This is a genomic window from Phycisphaerales bacterium (assembly GCA_016716475.1).
GTDB lineage: Bacteria > Planctomycetota > Phycisphaerae > UBA1845 > Fen-1342 > JADJWG01.
On record JADJWG010000002.1, the window covers coordinates 408,611 to 435,602 of the forward strand.

Below are 26,992 nucleotides of genomic sequence, written 5' to 3' on the forward strand. Positions count from 1 at the left end.
TGGGAACCGGATTATGGCGAAGGATCCGCAGGTTCATCACGGGCGGCCGCCGGAGACGTGGCTGTGGGATGCGCGCCCGCTTGAGAACGACTCCTGGGGGAACATCCGCGGCTTTGATGATGGCCTCACCGCCGGGGATTTCGCTGACATGCGGCTGTGGCTAAAGCCGGCACCACGTCCGCTGACGAACGAACCGCCGATCTACCGCCCGGCGCACGCGCCGTTGCCGCCGATGTATGGCGACGGCGGCGTGCGGCGCTGTTACCGGCCGACCGAAGATGACGTGGAACTCGTGAAGCGAGTATACCCCGACGTCGGCAACCCCGCGGCGCCGCCTTGGATGCGGATCGAAGCCGACCTGATCGCGACGCGCCGTTCCCCGGCGGAGCTCGTGTCGATGAACGCGCCCGCCCTGTTGCGGCTGCTGCCAGTGCCCGCGGCGAAGCCCGCTCGGAGACGCCGCGGGGCGACGACGAGCGAGAAGAAGCACGACCGGATCATCGAGGCCTGGGCGACCGGCCGCTATCGCACCTATGCCGACTGTGCTCGAGAGCTCGGCGAGGGATTCGACGCTGACGAGGTCCATAACGCCGTCGACCGCGAAGCTGCGCGGCGTCGCCGCGATCGGCGGCGAGGTACCGACTAGCGCGTCAAGCCCGCCCACCTGGTTCGGTCGGTCGGTTCCCCTCTGTTCTACACCATTCCCGTCTCTTTCCGGCAAGCGACCGACGCCCGTCCGACACACGGCGGTCGTCGGTCGGAATCTCCCTTTACGCTCCACGCGACGACACGAACGAAGCTGCTGCGTGCAGGAGGACGGCCATGCCAAGGCTGCTGACATTGCGGGACGTCGCCCGGGCGCTCGGGTTGAGCGTGCGGAAGGTGCGTATGGACGCCGCGGCCGGAAGGTTCGCACCGGAGTTGGTGCGGTTCGGTCGGGCGGTGCGGGTACGCGAGGCCGAGTTGGCGGCGTGGATCGACGCCGGGTGCCCGCATCGAGACCAGTGGCAGAAGAGGGAGAACCACGATGGCAGATGAGAAGACGAATCACGGCGAGCAAGAGCTGGATGTGAACGCGGCGGAGGGTGTGGTGGAGTCGGTTCCGCGGCTGGCGCTGCGGGCGAAAGATGCGGCAATGGCTTTGGGTATCGGCGCGAGGTTGTTGTGGAGCATGACCAACAGGAACGAGATCCCGCACATCCGCATGGGCAAGGCTGTCCTCTACCCGGTGGATGCCCTGCGAGCCTGGCTCACGGCGGGATCGGAGATCAAGAAGGGTGGGCGCCGATGAGTCGCCGGCTGAACGTCGCAAAGCTGTCCCAGTTGCAGTGCGACATCCTGAAGTGGTTGTACGCCCGGCACGTCGAAAACGGTAGCCCTGCCAATGGTGGACGCATCCGCTGGGCGGTCGACGGCGACGCCGACCGGGGCGCGCAAGTCTTTGACACACGCGGAGAAAGGCGACGCCGCGCGAGCGAGCGCGGCATCGGGCGGGAAAGCCACCGCGGGGACTCGAACCCCGAACCTGCGGTTTACAAAACCGCTGCTCTGCCAATTGAGCTACGGTGGCGCGCGACTTAACCCAATCGCTTCGCGGCACTTACGACCACGGCCGAGGCGGTGGTCGCATTTCGACTTCCGGGGTGCCAGCGGAGCTGGGTCGGATGAGTCTACCACCGGAGCGAGCGTGACGACAAGGGCGGTTTGACCCGTGGCAGGAGCGGCGCACCCGAGCAACGGGAGTGCCAATCCACGCGCCTGGGGGACTGAGACGAGCTGCGGTGGCACGGATCGGTTCCCTGGTATGACTAGCTGTGCACCCTTGTGAGGGTCCACCGCCACCCTTGCTCTTAACACGATGGCCTACCACCACTTGCCGCCGACGCACAGGCAGCGGGCCCGTGATGAACCGCGCGCTTCCTGCGTCCGATGATACTGGGGCGATGATGCGCCCGGCCGGCGCATCCCTGGCCCAGGAGGCCGACGATGGATTTTCGGATGAAGGTCGTGCTGGTCGGGGTGGCGCAGCTTGTGCTGCTGGCGGCGATGCTGTTCTGGGCCTACGCGCACCGGACGCGCGCAGCAATTCTTGAGCAGTACGTGTCCAATGCCCGCGGGGTGCTGCTGACCGTTGAATCCACGCGCGAGGAGATGGGCGAAAAGTGGGCCTCGGGAGTGTTTACGATCGACCAGTTACGCGAGTGGGTCGCAACGGGTGAGATGGGTAAGGTGATGCAGGCGGTGCCGGTGGTGACGGCGTGGCGGGCTGCCCAAGCGAAGGCCACGGAGGGGGGTTACGAGTTCCGGGTGCCGAAGTTCAACCCGCGCAACCCGAAGAACGAGCCGGACGCCGTTGAAGCGCAGGTTTTACGCCTCCTCGAAGAGCAAGAGCTCTCCGAGCACTATGTCGTGGACCAGCAATTGAACGCCGTGCGATACTTCCGACCGATTCGGCTGACGAGCGATTGCCTGTATTGTCATGGTGATCCGGCGACCTCAGCGGACTTGTGGGGGAATACAGACGGCCGGGATCCCACAGGCGGTCCCATGGAGAACTGGAAAGCAGGGGAGGTGCACGGGGCGTTCGAAATCGTGCAATCGCTGGACGAGGCGGACCGGGCCATCACGGCGGCCCTCTGGAAAGGAACCGGGATTGTCGCGCTGCTGGTGATCGTGTCGGGTGGGGTATTGTTCCTGGCCGTGACCCAGCTTGTGGTGCGGGCTTTGATCCGTCCTGTGCAGCGAATCGCCTGCGATCTGGACGTCGGGGCGGACCAGGTCAAGGACGCCTCACAGGAAGTTGCGAGCGCGGCAGCGATGCTTGCGGAGGGTGCCAATGAGCAGGCGACGCAATTGGACGAGGCCACGAAATCTCTGGAGCAGGTGGCGGAGATGAGCCGGTCGAACGCTGCGCGAGCAGAGGAGGTGCACTCGCTGAGCGGACAAGCGCGCGCGGCCGCCGTAGCGTGCGATGGGACGATGCAACAGCTCGACGGGGCCATGGGCGGAATCGGCGAATCGGCGGCCGCGATCAGCAAGATCATCAAGGTCATCGAGGAAATCGCCTTCCAGACGAATCTGCTGGCGCTGAATGCGGCCGTTGAGGCGGCCCGAGCGGGCGACCATGGGAGGGGGTTCGCCGTCGTGGCCCAGGAAGTGCGCAACCTCGCGCAGCGGGTGGCGCGGTCCGCCGGGGAGACGACGGCGCTGATCGAGAACGCGATTGCGCGTGCGCGGGAAGGGCAGGACGTATCGAGCCAGGTGATCGCGGCCTTGGGGGCGATTAATGGGCAAGTCGGTCGGGTTTCGGAGCTGGTGGGCGGGATCGCCGAGGCCAGTGCGGGGCAGGCTCGCGCCGTGGATGATCTCAGCCAGTCCGTGCTGCACATGAACGGCGTGACGCAGCAGAACGCGTCGGCATCCGAGGAGTCGGCCGCGGCGGCGGAGGAGCTGTCGGCTCACGCGCTGGTCCTGAAGGGTATGATTGAGACGCTGGTGCGAACGGTGGGGGCGCGGTAGCGCGGTCAGAATGACCCCGCGCCCTGCTCCTCCAGGTTGAAGACGTGGTTGTACACCGCGCCGCCGCTAACCTGTGACCAGCCCCACAACTCGATCAGGGGCTCGGAGGGGATCACGCGGCTGGACGAGGGGGACATCGACCGGGCTATGGCCCTCTTCGATTTTGCCCAGCACGCGGCAGACGTTGGGCGCGGTTCAAACTCGGCCACGCGGCGCGAGATCTTCGACGCGGTGAGTTTGAACCGTACCCTGAGCGACGCAACTCTTTGTATCCAAAAGAGAAAGCCCTTCGACCTGCCGGCCGGAGGGCTCGTTTTGAGCAAGACTCGCGGTGACAGTAGGGCAGTTGAACTCATCGTTCGGGGAATTCGGGCGTGGGAGCTTGAGATGCGGGTTTTGCTGGTTCGTGAAACCGTGAAAGGCGCATGACGACAAAACGCCCGCGGACCGAATCGTGCATCCGGAGTCGGGCAAGCGCACATGATCAGAACGGGATATCGGAATTCTCCGAGCTTGCTGCTTCCATTGCGGGACGTTCGGCGTGATCTACCCGTTGTTCGACGGAGCGGATGAAGTTCACGACAGCTACGACGTGGTTGAAGATCAGGAGCGATTCGTCGTAGTTGAGCATCGGGTTCGGATGCGCAAGGCTCTGGTTATTCCGAACGCGGTTGAAGGCGTCCATCGTGCTTTGGGCGTAATTCAGGATCTTCAAGGTCATGTCGGAATGAACGTGACGGCTACCCTTGAGATACTTCAGGTACTTGCCGAGCACGCTGTGCGCGGGCTCGTCGCGCGTGCCCCGAACGCCTCGCTTCTCGCACACCTGGCGCACGAGCGAAACAAAAAAAGTATGGAGCCGATCAAGCCCAGTCTCTGGCTGGTTGGAGTCGATCGCCTGTCGCACGCACCGTGTCAGCGCCGCAAACGTGGCATCGCTCGTATCGGCACCGACCTGCTCCAGCACGGGGGCGCTCTGCTTTAGCCGAACTGCGATGCGCTGGCACGCGTCCAGCAATTCCGACGAAGGCGGATCGGTGAGGGTGCGGGCATGAGTCACGAGGGCATCGACGAGTGTACCGACCACATGATTCGGCTCGGCCCTGAAGAACGCTCGTAGGCGTTTCGCCTTCGAAGACCCCTTCCTGGAATAGTCGTCGGTGCAGATGTTCCGCGCGACGGCTTCTTGGATGAACTCCCTGAACGTCTCGTTGGAAAAGTCCAAGACGTACCCCGAGCTCATGCGAAAGGCCTGCTCGATTTGCTGCCGCTCAGAATTCGAAAGGTCTGCCATATCGCGGTCACGGCTCTTATGGCGGATGGTCGGCCTTTCACCTTCCCATGAATTCCGTGAAAGAAATCGGAGTGACAGGATTTGAACCTGCGACCTCTGCGTCCCGAACGCAGCGCTCTAGCCAGGCTGAGCTACACTCCGTGCATGCCGCGCGGTCTTTGGGGACCATCGCCGAGCCAAGTATGGTAACAGACCGTTGTGGGGATGCAAGGTGATTCGAGGTCACGGTCAACGTGTTTTCTGTGCCGGGCAGTCAGAAGGGCCCGTTCTTACGTATTCATTATGGGCCTTGGACGTATGAATCGGGTCAGGTTGCGAGTGTCCGCACGGTCGGTGCCTTGCCCACCCTGAGCCCACTCTTTCACGCGACGGTGGTGCCAAGCTGCCACCATCCATGGCGCGCGAAACCGGCAAGCTGCCGGCGCTCCCCGAGTCACGGCCGGTGCGGGTATCCGTCCTGCCCGCGCCACCCACGTTGATGTGTGGGGCAGTGGCCTGCACCCCCCAGGCCAGCAGCACACTCCTCTCGCAGCGCCGGTACCGGGGTCAGGCAAGGTCCGCCACGTTACGTTCGAGGACAGCGAGTTTCTGACGCAATTCGGCGAGGCGGGTGCGTTCCTGCTCGACGACGGCCGCGGGGGCCTTGGCGACAAATCCCTCGTGGGCGAGTTTTCCGGAGAGGCGCTCGATGTGACCACGGAGCTCGTCGACCTCGCGCGTCAGGCGGGTTCGCTCCGCGTTGAGATCCATCAGGCCGGCGAGCGGCACGAAGACCTCCACGCCGACCAGGACCTGGGCGGCGGATTCCGGCGGCTTGGCGACGTCGGTGCCGATCTCGACGTTCTCGCAGCGGCCGAGGCGTTCGAGCACGGTCTGCTGGGATCGCAGGGCCGAGACCAGCTTCTCCTCGGCGCGGATGACGGCGCGCGGCAACTTGCCCACGGCGGGAGTCTTCGCGGCCGCCCGGCTGGTATTCACGCGGGCCAGCAGATCACGCAGGGTGCGGATGATGTCGCGCAAGGCGTCGATCTCGCGCTCGACGGCGGTGTCGCGCGGGAGCTCGGCCGCGACAGGCCAGCAAGTGCGGATCAGGGCCGGAGTACCGATGGTGAGGACGGCGATGCCACGGTGGGGAACACGCGCGTTGAGTTCCTGCCAGAGCGCTTCGGTGATGAAAGGCAGTACCGGGTGGCAAAGCCGCAGGATGTGATCCAGCACCAACGCGAGCACCTGCCGGGCGGAGTCGGCGGAGTCGTCGTGGCGCGGCGCGACATGGCCGTCGTCCCGGCGCGTGAAGAGCCGGGGCTTGACGAGCTCGACGTACCAGTCGCAGAAATCACCCCAGAAAAAGTCGTAGAGCGTGCTGACGACATCGTTGAGCTGATAAGCGGCGAAGCGGCGGTCGATCTCCGCGGTGGCGCTGGCCAGCCGTGAAAGAATCCAGCGGTCCTCGGTCGCCAACGTGGTGGGGTTGAGCGGCTGCGGTGTGGTACCTTCGAGATTCGGAAAGATGAAGCCGGTCGCAACCTGCCAGAGCTTGTTGCAGAACGCCCGGCCGCCATCGAACCGCTCGGAGGTGTTGACCGTGCGCCCGTCAGGCGTGGTGATGGGCTTCACCGGGAGCCGGACGTCCTGGGTTTCGGTGGCCATGCCGGCCATGGTGTAACGGAGCGCGTCGGTACCGTAGAGTGCGATGATGTCGAGTGGGTCGACCCCGTTGCCGAGGGACTTGGACATCCGGCGTCCCTGACCATCCTGGATGACGGGGTGGATGTAGACGTGCTGGAAAGGCACGCGGTTGAGGAAGTACAGCCCGGTGATGATCATCCGCGCGACCCAGAGCGTGATGATGTCGCGGCTGGTGACGAGCACACTGGTGGGATAGAAGTAGTCCAGGTCGGTGAGGGATCACCTTCGGTGATGCCGCGGCCGTAATTGTCGGGCCAGCCGAGCGTGCTGAAGGGCCAAAGCGCGGAGCTGAACCAGGTGTCGAGGACATCGGGGTCGCGCTGAAAGCCGCGTTCTTCGCACCACGCGATAGCGTCGTCGTGGCGGACTTCGCCGCGCTCGCCCGGTGCAGCGCAGACCATGATGCGCACGAGGCGGTCACCGCGCTCGAGCTCGGCGCGCAGGGCGCGCCAACCGGCGCCGTTCTCGCTGTCGAGGTGGTGCCACCGCTGGCCGGTCGCGAGGTCGGCCACAGAGAGGATCGCCGAGTACTCGGCGCGGTCGAACAGCGCGGCGCATTGGGGCGTGGAGGGTGCGAGCAACTCGCTGAGCCGAAGATCGCCGCTCCACACCGGAATCCTATGTCCCCACCAGAGTTGCCGGCTGATGCACCAATCGCGCTTCTCGCCGAGCCAGTCCAGCAGCGTCTTCGCGTAGCGCTGCGGGTGGAACTGCACGCGGCCGTCGCGCACGGCTTCCATCGCCAGCTCCGCCAGGTCGCCCATGCGCAGGAACCATTGCTCGCTGAGCAGCGGCTCGATCGGCGTCTTGCTGCGGTCGCTGTGGCCGACATCGTGCTCGATGCTCTCCACCTTCTCCATCAGGCCCAGGGCTTCAAGATCGGCTACGACCTGCTTGCGGCACTGTTCGCGGGAGAGTCCGGCGTAGGGGCCGCCGTGCTCGGTAATCCGGCCATCGGGTGTCAGGATGCTGAGCATGGCCAGCTTGTTGCGCAGCCCGCACTCGTAGTCGCGCGGGTCGTGCCCGGGGGTCACTTTCACAACGCCGGTGCCGAGCTCCATCTTGGCGAGCTGGCCGTCCGCGATAATCGGGATGGGGCGGTTCAACAACGGCAGGACACAGTTCTTGCCGACTAGGTGGCGATAGCGAGCGTCGTCGGGATGCACGCAGATGGCGGTATCGCCGAGCATGGTTTCCGGCCGGGTTGTGGCAATCACCACGTAATCGATCGTTTCGCGCGCCTCCGGGGCGGATGCATCGTGACCTTCGATCGGGTAGCGGTAGTGCCAGAAATGCCCTTTGACTGTCTCGTGGATGACCTCGTCATCGGCGACCGCGGTCTGGAGATGCGTGTCCCAGTTCACCAGGCGTGTGCCGCGGAAGATCAACCCGGCCTTGAACCACTGGAAGAAGACCTCGTAGACGGCCTTGGCGCAGATTTCGTCGAGTGTGAAGCGCGTCCGGTCCCAGTCGCAGGAGAAACCCATCTTGCGAAGCTGTGCCAGGATGCGACTGCCATAATTCTCCTTCCACTCCCAGATGCGCGACACCAACCCGTCGCGGCCCAATTCGTGCCGGGTGAGATTTTGTTCTTCCTTGAGGCGGCGCTCGACGACTGCCTGGGTCGCGATGCCGGCGTGGTCGGTACCCGGCATCCAGAGGGCCTCAAACCCGCGCATGCGGTGATAGCGGATGAGCACGTCCTGGCATGTTTCGTTGATCGCGTGGCCGAGATGCAGCGAGCCGGTGACGTTGGGCAGCGGAATGTCAATGACGAAGGGTTTCCGGTCGGGATTGGGTACAGCCCGGAAGTGGTCGCCCTCTTCCCAGAAGCGATAAATGTCGGCTTCCAACGTGTGCGGATCGTAGCCACCGCCCGTGCTCATACCGGCTCCCATGGGGTCATTGCCCGGGTCAGACTCTACATCGGATGCGCGTTTTCCCGCGGACACCGCGCGTCCAACTTCCCGGCCGTGCGAAGGTCCCTAGTGTACCTTGGTTCGCACCGTCCGCCAGCCGACGCCACCGCAGCTCAGTTGCCGGTGCCGGCCGAGTCGTTGGTGCGCGGCGCGGCGGTGGGCTGGGTGGTCGGGGGGGGACTCACCGGCTCCACGGTGTGCTCCGCGGGGTAGGCGGCGTGGAGTGCGAGCAGTGCATAGGCGGTGGTCAGCGGCGTCAGCCCCTCCATGTACCGATCGGCTTCGTTGATCCAACTGCCGTCGGGCTGCTGCAGGGTTGCAAGCTTGGTGACCAGTTCATGGCGCCAGGTGTGGGTGCGGCCACGGTTGTCCGTAATGGTGGGTGCGCCCCAGGCGTGCAGAGCGCGGGCGAAGACGTGATAGTAATAGAAAAGACCCTCGCGCGACTGGCGCTCGGGCATGTTAGGGTTGTAGTCGAGCGTCCAGTGCGCTTTCATCCAGTCGAGTGCGGCCCGGACGCGTGGGTCGTCATGCTCCAGACCGGCATACAGCAGACTCTTGAAAGCGGCATAGGTCATGCTGCCGAAAGCACGATGCTCCGTACGACCAGCCACTTCGAGTGGGCCTGCGCGCGTCTCGCCCCCGGCGTGGGGGGAATAGATGAAGCCCCCCTGGGTCGAGCCGCGGGCGAATTCCTGATCATTGTACTCCCCGTGCATCTGGCACCGTTGGATGAAGATCAGGGCCTTCTGAAAAGCCGGATCATCGGGCGGCAGTCCACTGTCATGCAGGGCTTCGAGCAGCATCTGCGTGTTGGAGAGGTCGGGCCGGCCGTGGTTACCGTAACCCGCGCCGCCGTACCAGGGGTGGTCGGAGGAGTAATTTTCGCTCTCATCCCACTGCAAGTCCTTGAGATAGGTCTGGAGGCGCGTGATTGGTTCTGCGTGGCGCGCGTCCCCGAGGGCCGCGAGCATCATCAGGGCCACAGCACTCTCGTAGTTCTTGAGCAGGCCTTCCGCCGAGTACAGGCCCCCCTCCGGGCGCAGGAAACCCAGCACAAAGGTGACGCCGCGCTGTACGGCCGGGTGGTTCGGGCCGATGCGGGGGTCACGCGCGAGGGCTTGCACACTGAGTGCGGTGATTCCGGGGCCGGTACGGCTCTCCCAGCCGCCGTCGGGCTCCTGGGCAACGAGGAGGAAACGGGTGCCGCGCTCGATGAGCCGCCGGGCTTCGTCACGGTAGCGGGCATCTTCGAGATCGGCCATCGGCTGGGTGGTGGGGGCTTGCGCGACGGTTGGCGCTGTGATTGTGGCGGCGAGGCCCAGGGCGAGTATGCATGAAAGACGGCCCGGGTGCGGGAGGTTCAGGAACATCTTTGACCTCACGGTAAGCGGGGTAAGAGTACCGGCGTGGCCGCACGGTGTGCTGAGCGGCGCCGGCGGCAGGTACACAGTGGGGAAACAGGCATCAGGCGTAGCCCAGTTCGTCGAGCCGATCCTCATCCAGGCCGAAATGGTGGCCGAGTTCGTGGAGGACGGTAATCCGGATTTCCTCGACCAGCTCATTCCAAGTATCGCACATTTCGCAGAGGTTGTCGGAGAAGATCAGGATGCGGTCCGGGATCGGCGTGGGAGCAAGATCGGGGCCTTTTTCCTCGAGCGGGACACCGAGGTACAGCCCCAGCAGGTCCTCCGGAACGTCTTCCTCCCGCATCAGGCGTTCCGAGGGGCGCGAATGCACCTCGATCAACACATTTTCCAGGTAGGGCTGGAAGTCGGCCGGCACCTCGTCCAGGGCATGTTGAACAGCGCGGTCGAAATCGGCGGGGCTTACGCGTATCATTCCCGGTTTCCAAGCAATGCGCTTCGGGCGCCGGCCCGAGTCCGAGAGAGTATAGAGTACCGGCCCGGGTGTGCCAGTTGGAGTGAGCCATGGTCCTGCGGTCTCGCAATCGTTCCGTGTATGGCGTAATGGGGGGGGCCGCGCTCGCCCTGCTCGTGCTCAGCACCCCCGGCTGTGGCCCTACCTCGTTCCTGATCACCCCGGTCTCGGCCCGACAGCCGTTACAGGAAGAGGTCGTGATTCGTGAAAGCTTCTGGTCCGGGTCGAAGATCGTGCTGCTCGATGTCGATGGCGTGATCCAGAGTGGCCGGCCGATGTCACTGCTGGGCACAGGCGGCGAAAACCCGGTGTCGCTGTTCGTAGAGAAGCTCGACAAGGCGGCGGCGGACGATCGTGTGAAGGCGGTGGTGTTGCGGATCAACTCGCCGGGCGGCGCGGTGACCGCGACGGATGTGATGCACGCGGAATTACAGCGTTTCCGGGAGCGGACCGGTAAGCCGGTCGTGGCGGCCCTGCAGGATGTGGCCGCGTCGGGGGGCTACTACCTCGCCTGTGCGAGTGACCGCATCTACGCGCACCCGACCACGGTGACGGGCAGCATCGGTGTGATCATGCTCTCCCCCAACTTTGCCGGGACGATGCGGAAGATCGGCATGGAGATGAACACGATCAAGAGCGGCGAGCAGAAGGATATGGGCTCGCTCTTCCGCGAGATGTCGAACGAGGATCGGCTGATCTTCCAGGGGCTGATCGACGCGATGTACCAGCGCTTCCTCACGGTCGTGGCAGCGGGGCGGCCGAACTTGACGGAGGAGGAACTACGGCCCCTGGCGGATGGCCGTGTCTATCTCGGCGCCGCTGCGCATGAGCTGGGGCTGGTGGACGAATTGGGCACGTTGCGGGATGCCTTGCGGGCCGCGCGGGAGCTGGCCGAACTGGGTGATGCCAAGCTGCTGGTCGTGCGGTATGCACGTCCGCTGGATTACCGCCCGAACATCTACGCGCAGCAGGATCCCCCCCCCGTGCAGGTTGGGCCGGTCGGCATCGAACTGCCGGAGTGGCTCCGGGGAGGCGCGCCGCAGTTCCTGTACCTGTGGGCGCCGGGCTTCTGAGGGTGTTGAGGGAGTACGCACGTCATGATCGTGCTGATCGATAATTACGATTCGTTCACCTACAACCTCGTGCAGCGCATTGGCGAACTGAATCTCGGGGTCGAGATGCGCGTCTATCGGAACGACCAGATCACAACCGACCAGATCGACGCGGAAAAGCCCTCCCACATCATCATTTCTCCGGGGCCCTGCACCCCGCGCGAGGGCGGCGTCAGCAACGATGTCATCCGGCGTTTCTCCGGACGCGTGCCGCTGCTGGGGGTCTGTCTCGGACACCAGTGCATCGCCTACGCTCACGGGGCGGAGGTCGTGCGGGCACAACGGCTGATGCATGGCAAGACCAGCATGATTCGCCACGACGGAGCCGGTATTTTCCGGGGATTGGAAAACCCGTTTGAAGCCACGCGCTACCACTCGTTGATCGTTGCAAATGGCACACTCCCGCAGGAATTCGTCGTTACGGCCACCTGCGAGGACGACCCCACGGAGATCATGGCTCTACGGCACCGCACACACCCGACGTACGGCGTGCAATTCCACCCGGAGAGCTTCCTGACGCGCGAGGGCAGCAAGCTGCTTGCGAACTTCATTCGGTTCGGGTAACCGTACGAATCGGCGTAGCCGCGGGATGCGTGCCCGCCACCGGAGGCCTCGGTATGGTGCTCTACCTCCGCTTGTGGATCGTTGCTGGCGTCTCGCTGGCTGTACTGGGAGCGTGCGGCTGCAGTGACCGTCGTACCCGCGTCGGGGTGATTCCTTCGGATGAAATGCCGAACCTGCCGGAGCGGGGTTCCGCGATCGGCTTCCAGGTTGGCGTCGAGGGGGCTTCTGTGCCAACCCGTGACCTTGTGGGAAAGCGCCTGCTCGAGCCGGTTGAGCCCACACCCGAAGAACGCGCCATCCTCGGTGACACAGGGGATCCCTACGCCTTCCTGTTCTTCCCGCCCCCGCCGCAACCCGGCCCCAACGTTTGGGCGGAGACGGGCGGTGCGACGGTCTACGCCGCCGGGCGCGCGGCAGTCTACGGTGTCGGTGACACGCGACGGGTCTCCATGGCGGGCCCCTCCCAGGGAGCGGTTTACCTGGCCAGTCCCAACGGGCGTTCTGTGTCGATGGCGGGCTCGGAAGCGGGAACGATAGTTCACGTTGGGCCACAGGAGGGTGGGGCTGCGGTGGCTTCAGACCCGACCACGCACCCGCGGGTGGGCGTGGAGCGGCGTCCGCACCGATGATGGCGGGGTTGGTTCGGGGGGCCATGCGGCTATCGGTGTGCGCGCCAAGGGCATATACTCTGCGACCAGCGCGGTGAAAGGTCGCCGCCACGACGGAGAGACCGCATTCGTGACTCCTACCCGCGGGCCGGCCGGCATTCGCGCCGTGTGCTTCGACGTTGATGGAACGCTCACCGATGGACGGATCTGCGTGGACGATTTGGGCCGCGGAATGCGGCTCTTCGATGTCCACGACGGGTTCGCCATGGCGTGGTACCGCGACCTCGGCGGAATCCTCATCCTCTGCTCTGGCAAGACCTCGGATGCGGTTGCGGCTCGGGCACGGGAATTGCGGATCACGCACGTCGTGCAGGGCAGCCGAGACAAGGTGGCGGACCTGACACCCGTGCTGGCTCAGCTTGGCCTTGCTTGGGATGAACTGGCGGCAATCGGCGACGATTTGCCGGAACTGCCGTTGATGCGGAAGTGTGGTTATGCGGTTGCGGTGGCGTCGGCTGCCGCGGAGGTGCGGGCCGCGGCGGATTTCGTGACCACACGTCCGGGCGGGCGTGGCGCCGTGCGCGAGGCGCTCGAGCACATCCTGCGAGCTACCGGTCAGTGGGCGCAGGTGCTGCGGCACTACGGGGTCGAAGCGGGCACGCCTTCATAAGTGCGCGGACCAGTCTCCCCACGCGGCCGTCACAACGGAGAGAGCAAGCGCCATGGTGCGACATCTGGTACTGGGAGTTTCATCGGTAGCCGTAGTGGTGCTGTTGTACCTGGGCTACAACGCCATGTTGGGCGAGCCGCAAGTCATTCCAGATCGGCAGGACCTGGTCGCGACCTTGCCCGAAGCGGGCGGCGCGGAGGGCGAGGCCATCCAGGTGCGCGGGGCCACGATTCCCGGTGGTGGGGGCGTGGTGTACCGGCGTTTTGATCCGCGCACCGGGCGGGTGGATGAGATCCTCGAATGTGTCGACTGGCAGGCCGTGCCCGGCGAGCGTAACCAGATTCAGTTGACACGCCCCGAGTTGTCCATGCTGTTGGGGTCGGGCATGGAGGTGAAAGTGACAGCGGCCACCGGGCGAATCATCGGCGACCGCGCCGACGAGCAGATGCGCCCGCGCAACGGCGTGCTGGAGGGCGGGGTGCGGCTGGTGATCGATACGGCGCGCGGGGCCGAAAGGACGCCGGCGGCGGAGCGTCCCGACGACCTGATTACGATTACGATGGAAACGCTGCAATTCGATTTGGAGGGTGGTGACCTGCAAACCGAAGCACGGGTAGTGCTTGACAGCAAACAGGTCCGCATCGTGGGGACCGGCCTGCACCTGGTCTGGAATGAAGATGACAACCGCATCGATGCACTGACGATCCGGCAGGGGGAAGAGTTTATCCTTCGCGGGGGGGATCTGCTTGGCCTGACCGGTGGCCGCGAGCGTGCCGAAAAATCCACTCCAGGCGAGCCGGCTACCGTTCGACTTGATACGCGACGCCGTCCAGAGCGTCCCAGTACAGCGTACGTTTGCACGCTCGAAGGCGGGATCGTGGCGAAGCAGGTCCGGGGAGGAGTGGAAGTCGGCGGGCTCGACGCGGAACGGCTGGAGATTCTGTTCGACGTGGGCTCCGGGCCCGATCGTCTGCTCGGCCGTGACGAAGCTACGCCCGGACTGGGTATGCCGCACAGCACGACGGCGCAAGCGCCTACCACACTGCCGGTCGCGACGCCGGCGGAGAGCGAACCAGGCGCGCCGGCTGCTCCGCTCGCGGCGCGCACCGAGCAGCAGGAGCTGGTGCTCAAGTGGTCCGGGCCACTCAGGATGGTGCCGATCCCGGGCCGACCGGAAGGTGGAACCATGCGGCGGCGCTTCACGGCAAGTGCGGCGCCCGGTGGCGTCGTGCGGCTCGCGCAGCGCGCCAGTTCGGCACTGTGCAGCTCAGTCACCTACCACGAGGATACGGAGCGTGTCTGGCTGCGGCCCACACCGGCGGGCCGGGTCGAATTCACCCTGGGGGATGGTGTGACGGCCGCGGCGCAGAGTGTCTACCTGGAGCGGGCGACCGGGTTGATCAAGCTGGTCGGGGATGTGGAGTTGCGCTCTGAACGTGGGCTTAAGGGGCAGGCGCGGACGGCGCGGATTGTGTGTGCCCTGTGGGCGGAATTGCGGCTCGTCAAGCAGGATGCCGCGGTAGCGGTGCCCGAGGATGCGGAACTGCTCGGAACGCAGCGGATCGAGTCGGCGCGATTTGTCGGTACCGTGAGCATCGAGACCGGTGGGCAGAAACTGATGTCGGACGAGCTGACGGTCGTATTTCGCCCCGGAATGGATGGCCTCGGGTTCGAACAGGCGCTGGAATCGGCCTTCGCCTTCGGCAACGTGCACCTGGCGAGCGCGGATGGACGCCTGACATGCCTTTCCCTGGCACTGGATTTTGCCGTCAGCCCCGCGGGTGAGGTGTTTCCGACGGCGATGGACGCCTTTGGCCGCGTGCAGATAGCGCGGGGCGCGGCGCAGGTCAACGGACAGCGGGTCCTGACGACCATGGGGCCGCCGTTGCAGGGTGCCGCGCGCGGCGGCTTCGTGCTGCGCGAACTGCGTGTACTGGGTGCGGCGGAACTGCTCGATCCCGAGAATAAGGTTGCGGCCCGCGGCGAGACACTGACAGCCACCTTCCGGGGAGAAAACGAGTTGCAGGCGGCGACCGTGCTGGGTACGTCGACCGTGTCCGCTCTGGTGTATTCCGAACCCTATACGGTGCGCGGTGAACTGATTGCACTCGACGGCGTGGACCAGGTGCTGAGTGTCGATGGACCGTCTCGTCTGTCGTTTCGTTCCGAACGAGGTTTGCAGGGTGAGCGCCGCAGCGGTACCCAGCGGGTGGTGGTCACCGCGCAGGAATCGCTGCGCATCGATGGCCGACAAAACCTGATTCGCTTCGCGGGCGACGTGGTGGCCGTGAGTGGTGGTGAGACTCTCCGGGGGAAGACGCTGTCGCTGTTGCTGGAGGACGTCGAAGAAGCGACACCGGTTGCCACGCAACCGCAGCAGCCCCAGAATCTCAGCGAGGTGTGGCAAACGCTCGCGCGTGCGTTGGAGCGATCGCCCGGCCGCAGTGGTGACGAGCCGCTTTCCTTCACGACGGGTGACGGCCGTCGGACGCGCAAGGAACTGGTTCGGATGCGGGCGGATGCGGCAGTCGTCGAGAGTGTGACCACGGAAGCGGGCCGCCCCTTGCCGGTGATGGAGGCGAGCATTCGGGCACCACTGCTTGACCTGGACGTCGTCAACAGGGTGATCGTCACGGAGGGGCTTACGCAGTTGCTGATGCTCGATCGGCGGGCGGGGGTCACCAGTCCGCAGGCCGGCACCACGGCACGTGAAGTGGTGGGCGTGCCCGCGGCACTGATCAGCGACGGCCCAAGCCAGACGGCTATGCAATGCTACGGACGGATGACCTACACACTCGGGCCCGAGGGGCCGGAGCGGCGGGATACGGTGGTCTTCGAGGATCAGGTGCTGTTCGTGCATCGCACGGGTCGCGAAATGATCGAACTGGGCACCATGCTGCCGGCGGTTGTGGAGCAGCCCGAAGTGCTGGACAAGATAGACAGCCGCAGCGTGACGCTTGAGTGTGACCGGCTCGAAGTGTGGTTTCACACGCAGGAACGTGCCAACGGGGGAGTGCCGGCCGCCGGAGGGCTGACCGGCGCGCCGCTGCGGCTGGTCGCACTGAACGCCGACGGCAACGTGTACCTGCGCGACGTACAGGATCCGACAGTACGGGAAGTGAACGCGATGCAGATCGAGTTCGACCGCCCAACGAACCAGATCACGGTACTCGGTCCGCCGGAAAGTGAAGCACGCATTATTGTCGAGGATCGGGCCCTCGCACGGTTCCAGGTCCACTCGGGTCAAAAACTGGTCCTGAATCTCGCGGACGGCACGATCCGCTCGGACCGCATCGGGGGCGAAGTGCGGCAGTAGGGGGGCGCCGCCGCGGGCCTTGCGCCGGGGGCGCAAGGCCAGTGGTGACGCGGGTGCCGCTAGATCCCGAGCAAATCGAACTCTTGCACGGGGTAATCCGCCAGGCGCGCATCGAGTACCAGCACGGCCCGCCCGGTAAACGGCCGGTTGGGTGTTGAACGGTACGTGACCTCTGGCAGGAAGATCACGCCGAGCACACGATCGGCGACGGGACCCTCCGTCGCAGGGGTCTCCGGCACCTCGCGCAGCAGCGTGAGGAACTCATCGAAGTACTCGGGCCGCACGATCAGCAGGTCGCGCGTTTGGCCGTCCTTCTCGTAGCGCAGCGCGGCCGCGGCCTGGCGATCCCAGTTGAGGTAGTTGTTGAATGTGGTGTCATCATCGTCGAAGTCACCTATGAAACGCGAACCGGGCAGGGGTTGGGTGCCGGCCGGCAGTGTCAGCAGGAAACGCTCGGGAGTGCATGCCACGCCGGGGATACCGGTGAGCCGCGCGAGGTCGCTGTTGGAGAGGTGCGGCAGGCGTTCGAGGTAGTCGTCGCGGACCTCAGCCCAGCGATAGTGCGGACCGGCGAGCGGCGGGGTGTAGACGTGCGCCGTGGCTCCGTTCGGAAGCTCGGGGACGGTCTTGAGACCGGCAATGGGGCGGTTCTCGAAGTCGACGATGTGTATGCCGAATCCCCAATCTCCACCGCCGCGCTCCAGCTTGACCGCGAGCGAGTTCCATCCGGCACGCAATTGGGCATGCTGAGCGATCATGTAAGGACGGTTTTGATCCTCCCAGCGTGCCACCGCGTAGTAGCGGCCCTCGGTAAGTTGCCGGCCGTTGCACCAGAGCTTCGCGCGATCGTTGTAACCTGCCCAGATCCGCACTTCCTGATCGGCTGGCACATGGACAAACGCCCGGGCGTACACGACGCACTTCTCGGGGGCGGCTGGCATCGTCGTGCCGAGATCGACAAAGTCCTCGCTGCCAGCCACCATGCGAGTGCTGCCGAAGGTTCCGGCGCGCCCGGCGACGAATGCGTCGGCCTCTGGAATAGCGAGTGATTCCAGTACGGATTCGCGATTCCAGCGGGCGCGCAGGAAATCAAACCAGTCCGGTACGGGTGTCGGCGGTGGATGCAGGGCGATGCGCGGCGGGTTGGCAGCGCGGGCTTCCTGCTGCGTCAGCGCACTCCTCCATTCGCGTTCGATCTGTGCAAGCTGGCGTTCCGTGAAGTGCCCTTGGCCGCGCAGCCATTCCGCGAGTTCGTCTGCGTCGTTCGTATCGGTGTCCGGTGGTGCGAGCAGGGGGGTCACCGTCCAGGTGTCGATAAAGGCCGCGGACTCGACCGGATCACTCGCGCGCCGGCGTTGATACTGGGCATGGCTCACGTAGTAACGCATCGAGGAGCGGTGGCCGCAACCCATGTTGACGATCGGCTGCTTACCGCAGCCGTCGCTGTCGTGTGTGACCGGGTAGCCGGGGCTGGATTCGCTGAAGATGCTGACCCAATCGAATTGGTGGTTCCATTCGTGCAGAAACACTTCCCAGCCGCGCTGGGCACCGATCTGTGCCCCGCCCGCGCCGTCCACGCCACAGTCCACACCGCCAGCGTGACTGGAACCGTACGCGGCCGTACCGATGGAGTACTGGTACTGGCCGGGATGTCGCAACACAACCTCGTCACGAGGCAGAAAGATCCAGCCGGCCTGCATGACCCACGGGGGATCGTCCGGACCGGCGATGTGGTAGGTGGTCTGGAGTCGCCAGGCGCCCAGCGAGGCGCCGTAAACCTGTTGTTCGACGTACCGCCAGTCGCGCTGGATGGCGTCGATATCCTCCTGCGAAAGCGGGCCCGTACCGGGAAAAGTGCCGGTCTCATCCCGCGGCAATGCGTACGGGTAAATGGCCATGAGAACGTGTTCGACATTCGCGTTGCCGTTGTCGCCAAGAAATCCGGCCCGCTCCATCAGGGGGGCCCACTCGGCGATCGGCCGCCGACAGTATTCGAGCGCTTCGGCCAGCCGGTAGGTTGCATCTGCGTGTGTCGGGTTGGCCGCAACCGCGAGACGGAACTCCTCGGCGGCATCGCGCCAAAGGCCCCACGCACCGGCGAGCAGTCCGCGGCGATAGTGGGCTTCGAACTTCGCCGCCGCCGCTTCGGCCGTGGGGGCAGCGGCTTGTGGTGGTGGTGTGGCGCGCAATTGCTTCAGGCGCGCCCAGCGTGTGCCGAAGCGGGCGGAGTCTGCGAGCAGGGGGCGCTTGGCTTCATCCGCCTGCTCCGCGGCAGTCGTGAACTGCGCGAGTGCATCAGCCCATTGATGATCGCCGCACAGCAGCCAGGCATTTAGAAAAGCGGCGACGGCCGGCTCCGTGGCGCGGGCGGCGGCAGCGGCGAGATCACCGGCGTACTCGTCGCCCAGGTCATCCCAACTACGATCGGCAAAGATGCGATAGCCCAGGGAAAGGTGGGGGCGGTCAGCGCGTATGGTAATCCGGAGAGTGCGCGGCGGTTTGCCGTCCTTAAAGAGCGTGCGTGGTATGACGAAGTAGCTGTCGTAGGCGCGCTGCGGCCCCGCCGGTGGGCGGATGCGCCAAGTGCCGACTTCGTGATCGTCGACGCTGACGGTGAGGTCCGGTGGTGGAGCGTTGCTGTCCACCGTGCGGCAGAGGACCAGGTGCGCCCAGGCGGGTCCCGCCCGCCACTCGGCTGGGCGGAGAACGAATTGCTCTTCGCCGGTGACTTCGCGTCCGATGGCAGGACCGGGGCTACCGTCGCCATAGGACAGACTGGTTGTCACCAGCGTTCCCAGGGCCTCATAGGAAACGGCGGCCTCGCTGGCGCGGTCGCCGACGATGATCTCGCCGGAGGGAATCCAGCGAAAATCGCGGTTGAGATCGGCGGGTGCAAGCACCGTCGCGGTGGCGATTCCGACGAGTGCGAGGGTCCGAAGGGTCAAGTGCTTGGGGGAGAGGGGGGTGAAGCGTTTCATTTCGGGTACTCCTAGCGGGCCTCAGATCCCGAGAAGGATAGCCGGATATCGGGCCCGGCGAAAGACTGGAGCGATCCCAGAACCTTTCCTCACTCACAGGGTCGGGTTGGGGTTGTGTCGAGTATCTGCAGCAAGCAACCCCACGCCCGAACTCCCCCGCAGGGGCGCGGAGTATCTGGGATTGCGGCTAACCTCCGTTGGTGATGCGAGGTGCCGGAGACTGCGGGTACCGTACAATGCCCTGCAGGGTGGCTTGGGTCGCCCGTGAATGTGGGAATGTTCTGGTGGGTACCACTGTGGCAGCCGGCCAGTCCTATCCGGTTCGCTGTGGAAACTGTGGCGAGACCAGTCTCGTCTTGCCGCATTGGTGTGGAATGTCCGTGCAATGCCCACACTGCGCGGTCACCTTTAAGGTCCCGGCAGCGACCACGGATGGGACTCCTTCGCTGGCGAGGATCATGCCGCCGGATCTGAGCGGACGGCCCGGTTTTCAGTTTGCATGCCCGCGCTGCGAGTCCGTACTCGAGGCGGATGGATCGCAGGTGGGCAGCACGGCGACTTGCCCAACCTGTGCGGCACGGCTGACTGTGCCGCTTGTGGATCGGGCCGGGCGGGCCGGACCGGTGCAGATACACGATGAGGATGCGCAGGATCCGGTGCCGATGCACGCTTATGCTGCGAGTGGCCAGGATGCTCCGCGCATCGTGCGGCGCGGGGGCGACGTGCTCGAGATCGAGTGTGCCCGTTGCCGGGCGAGTAATTCGATCGATGCCCATCATTGCCGAGCGTGCGGGGTGCCCTTCACGATGGAAGGCGTCACCGTCCGGGGGCGCAGTCTGCGGAGCGACCTCGGCACGCTGTCGGTGCTGCTCGGATTCCTCTCGATCCCGCTGGCGATGTTACTCGTGGTAGGGATTGCGGCCGTCGTCCTGGGCATCGCGAGCTTCGCGCGCAGCGGTCGGCTGCAGCCCGGGGCCCTCTTCGGGATGGTGCTGGGCAGTCTCAGCACGCTGGCAGGGCTGCTACTCCACGGCCTGTGATACGTGGCGCGATTGTCGCTCGGATTCAGAGATGCCCGCCGGCCAGCCCGTGGCGTGGGCAATCCAATCGGCCACACGAGCGCTCGCGTGCGCATTCTCCAAGGGGCGCACGAGGGCATCGAGCTGGGCGCGCATTGTCTCCTGCCACGTCGGATCACGCAGGAGCTGGGCGGCGACGACAGCGATGGGGCGCGTGTCGGGGATCCACGGCATGAACTCGGGCACGATGAATGCGTTCGCGAGGATGTTGACCTGGGAGAAGGGTGGCGGCTTGACAGCCAGCCAGCCGAGCCAGCGATGCAGTCGGCCCCAGAACGCGCCGACGTCATACAACACGATCATGGGTTTACGGTGGTACGCGACTTCGAGCGTGGCGGTGCCGGAGGCCACCAGCACCAGATCCGCAGCGGCAAGCAGTGTCGGATTCTGATCGACCAGGATGTCGGCTGCGAAGCCACCGGCGTGGATGATCCGGCGCAGCAGGGGCACGCGCTCCTGCGAGGTGCTGGAGACGAGCGCGTGGACCCCGATCCCGACGGTTTGCAGTTGACGCAAGACGCGCAGTTGCAGGGGCAGGATGCGCTCAATCACGTGGCGGCGCGACCCCGGGAGGAGGGCGACGATCGGCCGGCCACTCCCCGCGCGGCGAAGCTGCGCAACGATCTCGGGAGTGGGCGCGGTGCGGCGCAGCGATTCGAACAGCGGGTGCCCGACGTAGGTGGCCGGAACCAGCGCGCGGCGAAAGTAGGCCTCTTCAAAGGGCAGGATGCACGCGACGCGTTCGACGTCGGTCGCGAGCCGACGGTTGCGGTAAGCCCGTGAGGCCCAGGTCTGCGGCGCGATGTAGTACAACACACGGTAGCCGCGGCGTCGGGCGAGACGCGCGAGCGGGAGATGCAGAGCAGACGAGTCCATCAGGATGACGAGGTCCGGCGGGAGGCGCTCCCAGGCCGCGATGATGGCGCGGCGGGCTTCCCAGGCACGACCCAGGACTCGGAAAATGCCGCTGAGCATCGCGGCGTGGGCGGCGAAATCGTAGACGGTTTCCACCTTGGCCGCGCGCAGCCGCGGGCCGGTCAGGCCATAGAAATCCAGGCCGCTGAACCGCGCGCGCAGCTCCGTGACGAGAGCGGCGGCATGCAAGTCGGCCGAGTCTTCGGCTACCGAGATGAAGATGCGAACGGCCATGGGCTCGGGCTTCTGAAATGCTGGAGAAGGAAGGATGATCGCGGAGAAGGGGCGCGGCTCGCCGCCCTGGGCGCATTCCTCCGCGGCCGAAGGTCACCGTAACCACTACTTCTCAATGACCTGCTCACCACCCTTGGCGATGTTCTCCTTCGTGTAGACCCGGGTGGGCAGCAGCGTGCGTTTCTCGATCGACTCACTCTTGTCGCCACGGAGTATCCGCACCGCGAGATCGAGCCCCAACTCGCCCGGTGTCGGATAGGCCACGGTGGCCGTCAGTTCACCACGCTGCACCCATGCGATACCCTCGTCCGGGAGCGCATCAATCCCGATGAAGTACAGTTCGTCGGCGCGACCGGCACGGCGGGCCGCCTGGTAGGCGCCGTGGGCCATGGGATCGTTGTGGCCGTAGACCAGGTCAATCTCGGGCGTTGCCTTGAGCGCATCCTGCATGATCGAGAACGCGCGGTCCTTCTTCCAGTCGGCATCCAGCCCGCCGATGATTTTCAAGCCCGGCTCGCGCTTGACGATCTCGTGGAAACCGTCGCGCCGCTCTTGGGCGGGGGTAGATGCAAGGCCCCCGCAAATCTCATAGATCACGCCCTGCGCTTGGCCCGGGCCGCCGAGAAGTGTGACCGCGACGCGTCCGGCCGCGCGGCCGATGGCCTTGTTGTCGCCGCCGACAAAGGCCGCATAGCCGTCCCAGTTCACATCTCGATCGAGCACGATGACAGGAATGCCCGCCTCGGTGGCTTCGCGAACGACGCCGGTGAGGCCGGGCGATTCCTTCGGACTGATGAGGATGGCGTGGACACCGCGGCGAATGAAGGTACGGACATCGGCAACCTGCTTCTCGGTCTTGTCGTCGGCGTCGAGGATGTCGAGTTGTACGTTGGGGTAGTGCTGCTTCGCGTGTTGTTCAAGGCGGCGGTTGAATTCGACGCGCCAGGGCTCCTTCACCGTGCATTGCGAGAAGCCGACGATGAAGCGCTCCCCGGTACGCGGTTGCGCGGGCTGGGGAGCCGTGCGTGTCTCTTGAGGGCCGCTGGCGACGAGGGCCAGCGGCAGGGCGCAGGCGAGTGCGGTCAGGGTGGCTGTGAACACGGGACGGCGGATCATGGCGAACCTCCGGCAGGGTAGTCGTGCCGTGGCCGGTCCGGTCCGGCACTGAGCAGTATTGGAACCCGAAAGGGGGTCGCTGTGAACTGCGCGGGACCGGTTGTCGGGTGGATGTCACAAGGGGCGGCGGGGTCGCAGGTAGCGCCATAGGTTAGGCCCGCTGCCGGACTGCATGACCGCGGCCACAACGATGATGACACCCTTCAGGATGTCCTGGATCTCGCTCGAGACCGCCCGGAGCTGGAGGATGTTGGTCAGGTAGCCGAAGATCATCACGCCGACGAGCGTACCGACGATCGAGCCGCGCCCGCCTTGCAGCGTGGTCCCGCCGATCACCACGGCCGCAATCGCGTCGAGTTCCTTCATCTGGCCCGCGTCGGCTTTGCCCTGTGCGTATTGGGCGCAATACAGCACCGCAGCGAGCCCGGCGAGCAGCCCGCTCGCCGCGTACACGAAGATCTTGACACCGCCGACGGGGACTCCAGCCAGGCGTGCGGCCTCCTCGTTGCCGCCAGTCGCGTAGACGTATCTCCCCAAAGGCAGCTTGTGCAGCAGGAATGCCGCCGCCGCCCACACCCCCAGCATGAAGAGTCCCTGCACCGGCAGGAGTTTCAGCTCGAGCTCCCGGCCGGAGCGCAGCGTCTCCCGTCCAACCGTCAGTATGGTGGCCCCGAGTTGCTCGAAGGACTCCGGTGCGCCCGGGCCCCCGTTGACTGCGACTTGAATCGTGTGCACGCGGCCGCCCTGGCCGGCGACATACTTCGCGAGCCCGACGGCTGCGATCATCATGGCAAGCGTCACGATGAAGGGTTGCAGTCCCGTGCGGGCGATGACGGCGCCGTTGAGGAATCCGAGCAGAGCGCCCACCAGCGGCACCACGATAAGGATGCCCAGAGTTCCGTAAGCACCGCCGAGCAGGCCGCGTCCCGGCGGCAGCAGGAACAGCACTGCGGCCAGCGCAGCGCAGGCCAGGGCCAGCAGCGCCCGAATGCCGGGAGCAAGGCGCAGGGCGCGCAGCAGGCCGAAAGCTGCGAGTCCGGTGAAGAGTGCGACGGCCGGCCAGGCGAGGTGGTGGGCGCGGCCGAGGTGCAGGTCGCTGTCATTCGAATGCATGAGCAGCATCGCGCAAACGACGGTGCAGAGTGACAGCACGCTGCCGACGGACAGGTCGATCCCCCCGGAGAGAATGACGAGGGTCATGCCGACGGCGAGGATGCCGTTGACGGCCACGTTGGCGAGCACGTCCCGTTGATTCGCAATCGTCAGGAACTGCGGGTGTACCACGCTGCCGATGACGAACAGGGACAGCAGCCCGCCGAAGAGGGTTGCGACCCGCAAGACACCAGCCCAGCTCACGCGCTGCTGCATCGTTGCTCCCGTAGCTGTTCACAGGATAGCCGCGGTGCGGCGGTCCGAGAATGCCGTGGGTCGGCCGCTTGGACGCGCGCGCCACTGACCCTACAATGCCGCGTCCGGTCGGCAGCGCGGTGTGTCGGCCGCCCACGGATCGAGCAGAAACCCGGGCAGGTAGGAAACGCCGGTTATGGCAGAGCAGGAATTCCGTACGATTCTCGCAACCGATTGCGGTTCGACGACCACGAAGGCCATCCTGATCGAGCTGCGTGAGGGCGAGTACCGCCTGATCTCGCGCGGCGAGGCGCCGACGACGGTCGAAGCCCCGGCGGAAGACGTCACTCGCGGAGTGTTGAATGCCGTCGGGGAGATCGAGGACCTGACCGGTCGCAAATTCGTGCAGGACGACCGGATCTGGATGCCGCGCGCGGGCGAGAACGGCTGTGACGCCTATGTCGGCACGAGCTCAGCGGGGGGCGGTCTGCAGATGATGGTCGCGGGTGTCGTGAAGTCGATGACGGCCGAGAGTGCCGCGCGGGCGGCCCTCGGTGCCGGGGCGATCGTGATGGATGCGCTCGCGACGAATGACGGGCGGCTCAATCACGAGCGGATCGAGCGCATCCGCTCCATGCGGCCGGACATGATCCTGGTGTCGGGCGGCACGGACGGCGGGACGATCAAGCACGTCGTGGAAATGGCGGAGATCATCGGGGCAGCCGATCCGAAGCCGCGATTTGGGGTGGGCTTCAAGCTACCGGTGATCTTTGCGGGTAATGACAAGGCCCGCCCGGATATCGACCGGATCCTCGGCTCCAAGGCCGCCCTGTATCTCACTGAGAATCTGCGGCCGACGCTGGAACGGGAGAATCTCGGCCCGGCCCGCGACAAGATCCATGACCTGTTTCTCGAACACGTGATGGCCCAGGCACCGGGTTACGGCAAGCTGATGACGTGGACGAGTGTGCCGCTGATGCCCACTCCTGGTGCGGTCGGGTTGATCATGCAGCTCATCGCGCAGCGCGAGGGTATCCAGGTGGTGGGTGTGGACATCGGGGGTGCGACGACCGACGTGTTCAGCGTCTTTCGCGCTGTCCAGGAGGACCCCGGCAGTGAGAAGATCTTCAACCGGACGGTCAGCGCCAACCTCGGCATGAGCTACAGCATCTTCAACGTGGTGGCCGAGACGGGTTTCGATAACATTGTGCGGTGGGTGCCGCTCGAGCTGGACGAGCGTGACATCCGCAACCGCATCCGGAACAAGATGATCCGGCCGACCACCATCCCGCAAACGCTCGACGAACTGATGATCGAGCAGGCGATCTGCCGCGAGGCGCTGCGACTGGCCTTCATCCAGCACAAGCAGATGGCCGTCGGACTCAAGGGGGTGCAGCAGCAGCGCACGATTGCCGACGCATTCAGCCAGGAGCTTTCCGGCCAGACACTCGTGAACATGATGCAGCTTGACATGCTGGTCGGATCCGGTGGCGTGCTTTCACACAGCCCGCGGCGCGTCCAAAGCGCGCTGATGATGCTCGACGGTTTCCAGCCGGAGGGCTTCACGGAGTTGACCGTCGATTCCATCTTCATGATGCCGCAACTCGGTGTACTGAGTACCGTCCACGAAAAAGCGGCGCTCGACGTCTTCGGCAAGGACTGCCTGATTCGGCTGGGGTGGAGCATTGCGCCGCGCGGCACGGCCCGCCGCCAGGGGCAGCCCTGCATGACGGTGAAGCTCGCCGGTGGCGGCCGTAACGAAAGTTTCGAAGTCGCATTCGGCGACCTCAAGGTGGTGCCGCATGCGGAAGGGGAGCGGCTGCATGTGACCGTGACGCCGGCGCGGGGCTTCGACGCGGGCGGAGGGCCGGGCCAGGTCGTGGAGCGTGAGCTTACCGGTGGCACCGTCGGCCTGATGCTCGATGGGCGTGGTCGACCCCTGGCGATTCCGGCAGAAAAAGCCGAGCGGGTGCGGACCCTCATGACATGGAACCAGGCGCTGGATATGTACCCGCAGTAGCGGCTGGGCGGGGCCGCGTCAGCGCAATTCTTCCGGCCTCCTCGCTATTTTGTGTGGGTAACCTGAGCTGCCCAGTGCTTCTTGATCGTCTTGGCCGCCTTGATCATGGCCGGAATCCGGCTGTGGGTGGCCCAGAAGTACCACTGCTTGAGCAGCGGTTCAGCCTCTTCCACGGTGTCGCAGGCGAAGAGATCCTGGAAGACACTCTTCATGTGCGTGGCCCGCACGGTCGCCAGCTTGCTGGAGCGCAACTCGTCAAAGACGCGGGCCTGCTTCTCGGTGCGGTTCCAGTCGTTCTTCAACCAGACGTAACGCGTGCCCTTGAGTTCCGGGTGTGTCCGCTGTTCCTCACGCCGGACCTGATCGACCGCAGCCCCAGCAGCTTCATCAGGTGGAAGTTGTCGAAGGTCAGTTGGGCCTCCGGGAACTGCTCGCGCAGACCGTTGATGAACGCCGCCGACATGTCCAGGCAGGCCTCCTCAATCTGCTCGGCCCGCCCGCCGTGAGCCTCCAGGTCGCGCTTGAACGCCGCGACGGTCCGGGCATCCTTGCCTTCGGTGGCGAACAGCACCCGGCTTGGCTCGTTGCCCAAATCCATGAACACGCTGATGTAGTTGTGGCCGCGCCGGGGGAAGTCGTCCACGCCGATGGCGGTCACCGGCGAGAAGTCCGCCGCGCGCGGGCCCGCTCGACATAGTGCTGCAAGACCCGCCACACCCGCGTGTCGTGCT

Annotated in this window: 23 protein-coding genes and 2 tRNA genes; 12 read left to right on the plus strand and 13 right to left on the minus strand. The window is 65.4% G+C overall.

Features of this window, described 5'->3' with window-relative positions; translation table 11 throughout:
• Positions 1–13 precede the first annotated feature (13 nt).
• From IPM18_09390 to IPM18_09400, 3 genes are all read left to right on the plus strand, one after another.
• Positions 14–646, plus strand: a complete 633-nt coding sequence (locus IPM18_09390) for a hypothetical protein (GenBank protein MBK9119797.1) — start codon at positions 14–16, stop codon at positions 644–646.
• A gap of 176 nt (positions 647–822) precedes the next feature.
• The gene (locus tag IPM18_09395) at positions 823–1,038 is read left to right on the plus strand and encodes a helix-turn-helix domain-containing protein (GenBank protein MBK9119798.1); all 216 of its coding nucleotides are present in this window, start codon (positions 823–825) and stop codon (positions 1,036–1,038) included.
• Positions 1,028–1,291 carry a helix-turn-helix domain-containing protein gene (locus IPM18_09400; protein MBK9119799.1) on the plus strand — a complete coding sequence of 88 codons (264 nt, stop codon included), beginning with the start codon at positions 1,028–1,030 and terminating at the stop codon, positions 1,289–1,291. Before IPM18_09395 ends, IPM18_09400 begins: the two co-directional genes overlap by 11 nt.
• Positions 1,292–1,497: 206 nt before the next feature.
• On the opposite strand, the gene IPM18_09405 is transcribed toward IPM18_09400, so the two are convergent.
• Positions 1,498–1,570 (minus strand) — tRNA-Thr (locus IPM18_09405).
• 416 nt (positions 1,571–1,986) lie between these two features.
• Between IPM18_09405 and IPM18_09410 the strand changes: the two genes are divergently transcribed.
• Both IPM18_09410 and IPM18_09415 read left to right on the plus strand, forming a co-directional pair.
• Positions 1,987–3,519, plus strand: a complete 1,533-nt coding sequence (locus IPM18_09410; GenBank protein MBK9119800.1) for a DUF3365 domain-containing protein — start codon at positions 1,987–1,989, stop codon at positions 3,517–3,519.
• Between the two features lie 147 nt (positions 3,520–3,666).
• Positions 3,667–3,948, plus strand: a complete 282-nt coding sequence (locus IPM18_09415; GenBank protein ID MBK9119801.1) for a hypothetical protein — start codon at positions 3,667–3,669, stop codon at positions 3,946–3,948.
• Positions 3,949–4,003: 55 nt separating this feature from the next.
• Here IPM18_09415 and IPM18_09420 read toward each other — a convergent pair whose 3' ends face one another.
• The 6 genes from IPM18_09420 to IPM18_09445 all read right to left on the minus strand — a co-directional run bounded on the left by IPM18_09420 (position 4,004) and on the right by IPM18_09445 (position 10,263).
• Complete coding sequence (locus IPM18_09420) at positions 4,004–4,813, minus strand: abortive infection family protein (GenBank protein MBK9119802.1); 810 nt, start codon at positions 4,811–4,813, stop codon at positions 4,004–4,006.
• Between the two features lie 66 nt (positions 4,814–4,879).
• Positions 4,880–4,954, minus strand: a tRNA-Pro gene (locus tag IPM18_09425).
• 405 nt (positions 4,955–5,359) lie between these two features.
• Positions 5,360–6,685, minus strand: a complete 1,326-nt coding sequence (locus IPM18_09430; protein MBK9119803.1) for a class I tRNA ligase family protein — start codon at positions 6,683–6,685, stop codon at positions 5,360–5,362.
• Entirely contained in the window at positions 6,637–8,388 is a 1,752-nt protein-coding gene (locus tag IPM18_09435; GenBank protein ID MBK9119804.1) for a class I tRNA ligase family protein, read from the minus strand. Before IPM18_09435 ends, IPM18_09430 begins: the two co-directional genes overlap by 49 nt.
• Positions 8,389–8,534: 146 nt before the next feature.
• Positions 8,535–9,794, minus strand: a complete 1,260-nt coding sequence (locus tag IPM18_09440; GenBank protein ID MBK9119805.1) for a terpene cyclase/mutase family protein — start codon at positions 9,792–9,794, stop codon at positions 8,535–8,537.
• 94 nt (positions 9,795–9,888) lie between these two features.
• Positions 9,889–10,263 carry a metallopeptidase family protein gene (locus IPM18_09445; protein MBK9119806.1) on the minus strand — a complete coding sequence of 125 codons (375 nt, stop codon included), beginning with the start codon at positions 10,261–10,263 and terminating at the stop codon, positions 9,889–9,891.
• Positions 10,264–10,352: 89 nt separating this feature from the next.
• Here IPM18_09445 and sppA point away from each other — a divergent pair, with 89 nt between their 5' ends.
• From sppA to lptC, 5 genes are all read left to right on the plus strand, one after another.
• Complete coding sequence (gene sppA / locus IPM18_09450; GenBank protein ID MBK9119807.1) at positions 10,353–11,375, plus strand: signal peptide peptidase SppA; 1,023 nt, start codon at positions 10,353–10,355, stop codon at positions 11,373–11,375.
• Positions 11,376–11,399: 24 nt separating this feature from the next.
• On the plus strand, positions 11,400–11,978 hold the full coding sequence (locus IPM18_09455) for an aminodeoxychorismate/anthranilate synthase component II (GenBank protein ID MBK9119808.1): 579 nt from the start codon (positions 11,400–11,402) through the stop codon (positions 11,976–11,978).
• 53 nt (positions 11,979–12,031) lie between these two features.
• A complete protein-coding gene (locus IPM18_09460) occupies positions 12,032–12,607 on the plus strand; it encodes a hypothetical protein (GenBank protein MBK9119809.1) in 576 nt (191 codons plus the stop codon).
• Between the two features lie 109 nt (positions 12,608–12,716).
• Complete coding sequence (locus IPM18_09465; GenBank protein ID MBK9119810.1) at positions 12,717–13,256, plus strand: HAD hydrolase family protein; 540 nt, start codon at positions 12,717–12,719, stop codon at positions 13,254–13,256.
• 52 nt (positions 13,257–13,308) lie between these two features.
• Positions 13,309–16,572, plus strand: coding sequence for an LPS export ABC transporter periplasmic protein LptC (gene lptC, locus IPM18_09470; protein ID MBK9119811.1), 3,264 nt, complete (start codon positions 13,309–13,311; stop codon positions 16,570–16,572).
• Positions 16,573–16,631: 59 nt separating this feature from the next.
• Here the strand turns inward: lptC and IPM18_09475 are convergent, their stop codons facing one another.
• Positions 16,632–19,550: a hypothetical protein gene (locus IPM18_09475; GenBank protein ID MBK9119812.1), complete on the minus strand. Its 2,919-nt coding sequence runs from the start codon at positions 19,548–19,550 to the stop codon at positions 16,632–16,634.
• A 458-nt stretch (positions 19,551–20,008) separates the two neighbouring features.
• Here IPM18_09475 and IPM18_09480 point away from each other — a divergent pair, with 458 nt between their 5' ends.
• Positions 20,009–20,590: a DUF308 domain-containing protein gene (locus IPM18_09480; protein ID MBK9119813.1), complete on the plus strand. Its 582-nt coding sequence runs from the start codon at positions 20,009–20,011 to the stop codon at positions 20,588–20,590.
• Here the strand turns inward: IPM18_09480 and IPM18_09485 are convergent.
• From IPM18_09485 to IPM18_09495, 3 genes are all read right to left on the minus strand, one after another.
• Positions 20,573–21,778, minus strand: coding sequence for a hypothetical protein (locus tag IPM18_09485; GenBank protein MBK9119814.1), 1,206 nt, complete (start codon positions 21,776–21,778; stop codon positions 20,573–20,575). The two genes, IPM18_09480 and IPM18_09485, sit on opposite strands and share 18 nt — an antisense overlap.
• Positions 21,779–21,883: 105 nt before the next feature.
• Positions 21,884–22,894 carry a substrate-binding domain-containing protein gene (locus IPM18_09490; protein ID MBK9119815.1) on the minus strand — a complete coding sequence of 337 codons (1,011 nt, stop codon included), beginning with the start codon at positions 22,892–22,894 and terminating at the stop codon, positions 21,884–21,886.
• 114 nt (positions 22,895–23,008) lie between these two features.
• The gene (locus IPM18_09495) at positions 23,009–24,262 is read right to left on the minus strand and encodes an ABC transporter permease (GenBank protein ID MBK9119816.1); all 1,254 of its coding nucleotides are present in this window, start codon (positions 24,260–24,262) and stop codon (positions 23,009–23,011) included.
• A gap of 175 nt (positions 24,263–24,437) precedes the next feature.
• Between IPM18_09495 and IPM18_09500 the strand changes: the two genes are divergently transcribed.
• Positions 24,438–26,261: a glutamate mutase L gene (locus IPM18_09500; GenBank protein MBK9119817.1), complete on the plus strand. Its 1,824-nt coding sequence runs from the start codon at positions 24,438–24,440 to the stop codon at positions 26,259–26,261.
• 44 nt (positions 26,262–26,305) lie between these two features.
• On the opposite strand, the gene IPM18_09505 is transcribed toward IPM18_09500, so the two are convergent.
• Both IPM18_09505 and IPM18_09510 read right to left on the minus strand, forming a co-directional pair.
• Entirely contained in the window at positions 26,306–26,563 is a 258-nt protein-coding gene (locus IPM18_09505) for a transposase (GenBank protein ID MBK9119818.1), read from the minus strand.
• Entirely contained in the window at positions 26,560–26,919 is a 360-nt protein-coding gene (locus tag IPM18_09510) for a transposase (protein ID MBK9119819.1), read from the minus strand. Before IPM18_09510 ends, IPM18_09505 begins: the two co-directional genes overlap by 4 nt.
• Positions 26,920–26,992 lie beyond the last annotated feature (73 nt).

Bases quoted from the DNA above. Each gene is read 5' to 3' on its own strand.
- IPM18_09395 (MBK9119798.1), top strand. From the start codon at position 823: ATGCCAAGGCTGCTGACATTGCGGGACGTCGCCCGGGCGCTCGGGTTG.
- IPM18_09410 (MBK9119800.1), top strand. From the start codon at position 1,987: ATGGATTTTCGGATGAAGGTCGTGCTGGTCGGGGTGGCGCAGCTTGTG.
- IPM18_09490 (MBK9119815.1), bottom strand. From the start codon at position 22,894: ATGATCCGCCGTCCCGTGTTCACAGCCACCCTGACCGCACTCGCCTGC.
- IPM18_09500 (MBK9119817.1), top strand. From the start codon at position 24,438: ATGGCAGAGCAGGAATTCCGTACGATTCTCGCAACCGATTGCGGTTCG.
- IPM18_09485 (MBK9119814.1), bottom strand. From the start codon at position 21,778: ATGGCCGTTCGCATCTTCATCTCGGTAGCCGAAGACTCGGCCGACTTG.
- IPM18_09460 (MBK9119809.1), top strand. From the start codon at position 12,032: ATGGTGCTCTACCTCCGCTTGTGGATCGTTGCTGGCGTCTCGCTGGCT.
- IPM18_09390 (MBK9119797.1), top strand. From the start codon at position 14: ATGGCGAAGGATCCGCAGGTTCATCACGGGCGGCCGCCGGAGACGTGG.
- IPM18_09475 (MBK9119812.1), bottom strand. From the start codon at position 19,550: ATGAAACGCTTCACCCCCCTCTCCCCCAAGCACTTGACCCTTCGGACC.
- IPM18_09400 (MBK9119799.1), top strand. From the start codon at position 1,028: ATGGCAGATGAGAAGACGAATCACGGCGAGCAAGAGCTGGATGTGAAC.
- IPM18_09420 (MBK9119802.1), bottom strand. From the start codon at position 4,813: ATGGCAGACCTTTCGAATTCTGAGCGGCAGCAAATCGAGCAGGCCTTT.
- sppA (MBK9119807.1), top strand. From the start codon at position 10,353: ATGGTCCTGCGGTCTCGCAATCGTTCCGTGTATGGCGTAATGGGGGGG.
- IPM18_09415 (MBK9119801.1), top strand. From the start codon at position 3,667: ATGGCCCTCTTCGATTTTGCCCAGCACGCGGCAGACGTTGGGCGCGGT.
- IPM18_09440 (MBK9119805.1), bottom strand. From the start codon at position 9,794: ATGTTCCTGAACCTCCCGCACCCGGGCCGTCTTTCATGCATACTCGCC.
- IPM18_09480 (MBK9119813.1), top strand. From the start codon at position 20,009: ATGCCGCCGGATCTGAGCGGACGGCCCGGTTTTCAGTTTGCATGCCCG.
- IPM18_09445 (MBK9119806.1), bottom strand. From the start codon at position 10,263: ATGATACGCGTAAGCCCCGCCGATTTCGACCGCGCTGTTCAACATGCC.
- lptC (MBK9119811.1), top strand. From the start codon at position 13,309: ATGGTGCGACATCTGGTACTGGGAGTTTCATCGGTAGCCGTAGTGGTG.
- IPM18_09455 (MBK9119808.1), top strand. From the start codon at position 11,400: ATGATCGTGCTGATCGATAATTACGATTCGTTCACCTACAACCTCGTG.
- IPM18_09435 (MBK9119804.1), bottom strand. From the start codon at position 8,388: ATGAGCACGGGCGGTGGCTACGATCCGCACACGTTGGAAGCCGACATT.
- IPM18_09495 (MBK9119816.1), bottom strand. From the start codon at position 24,262: ATGCAGCAGCGCGTGAGCTGGGCTGGTGTCTTGCGGGTCGCAACCCTC.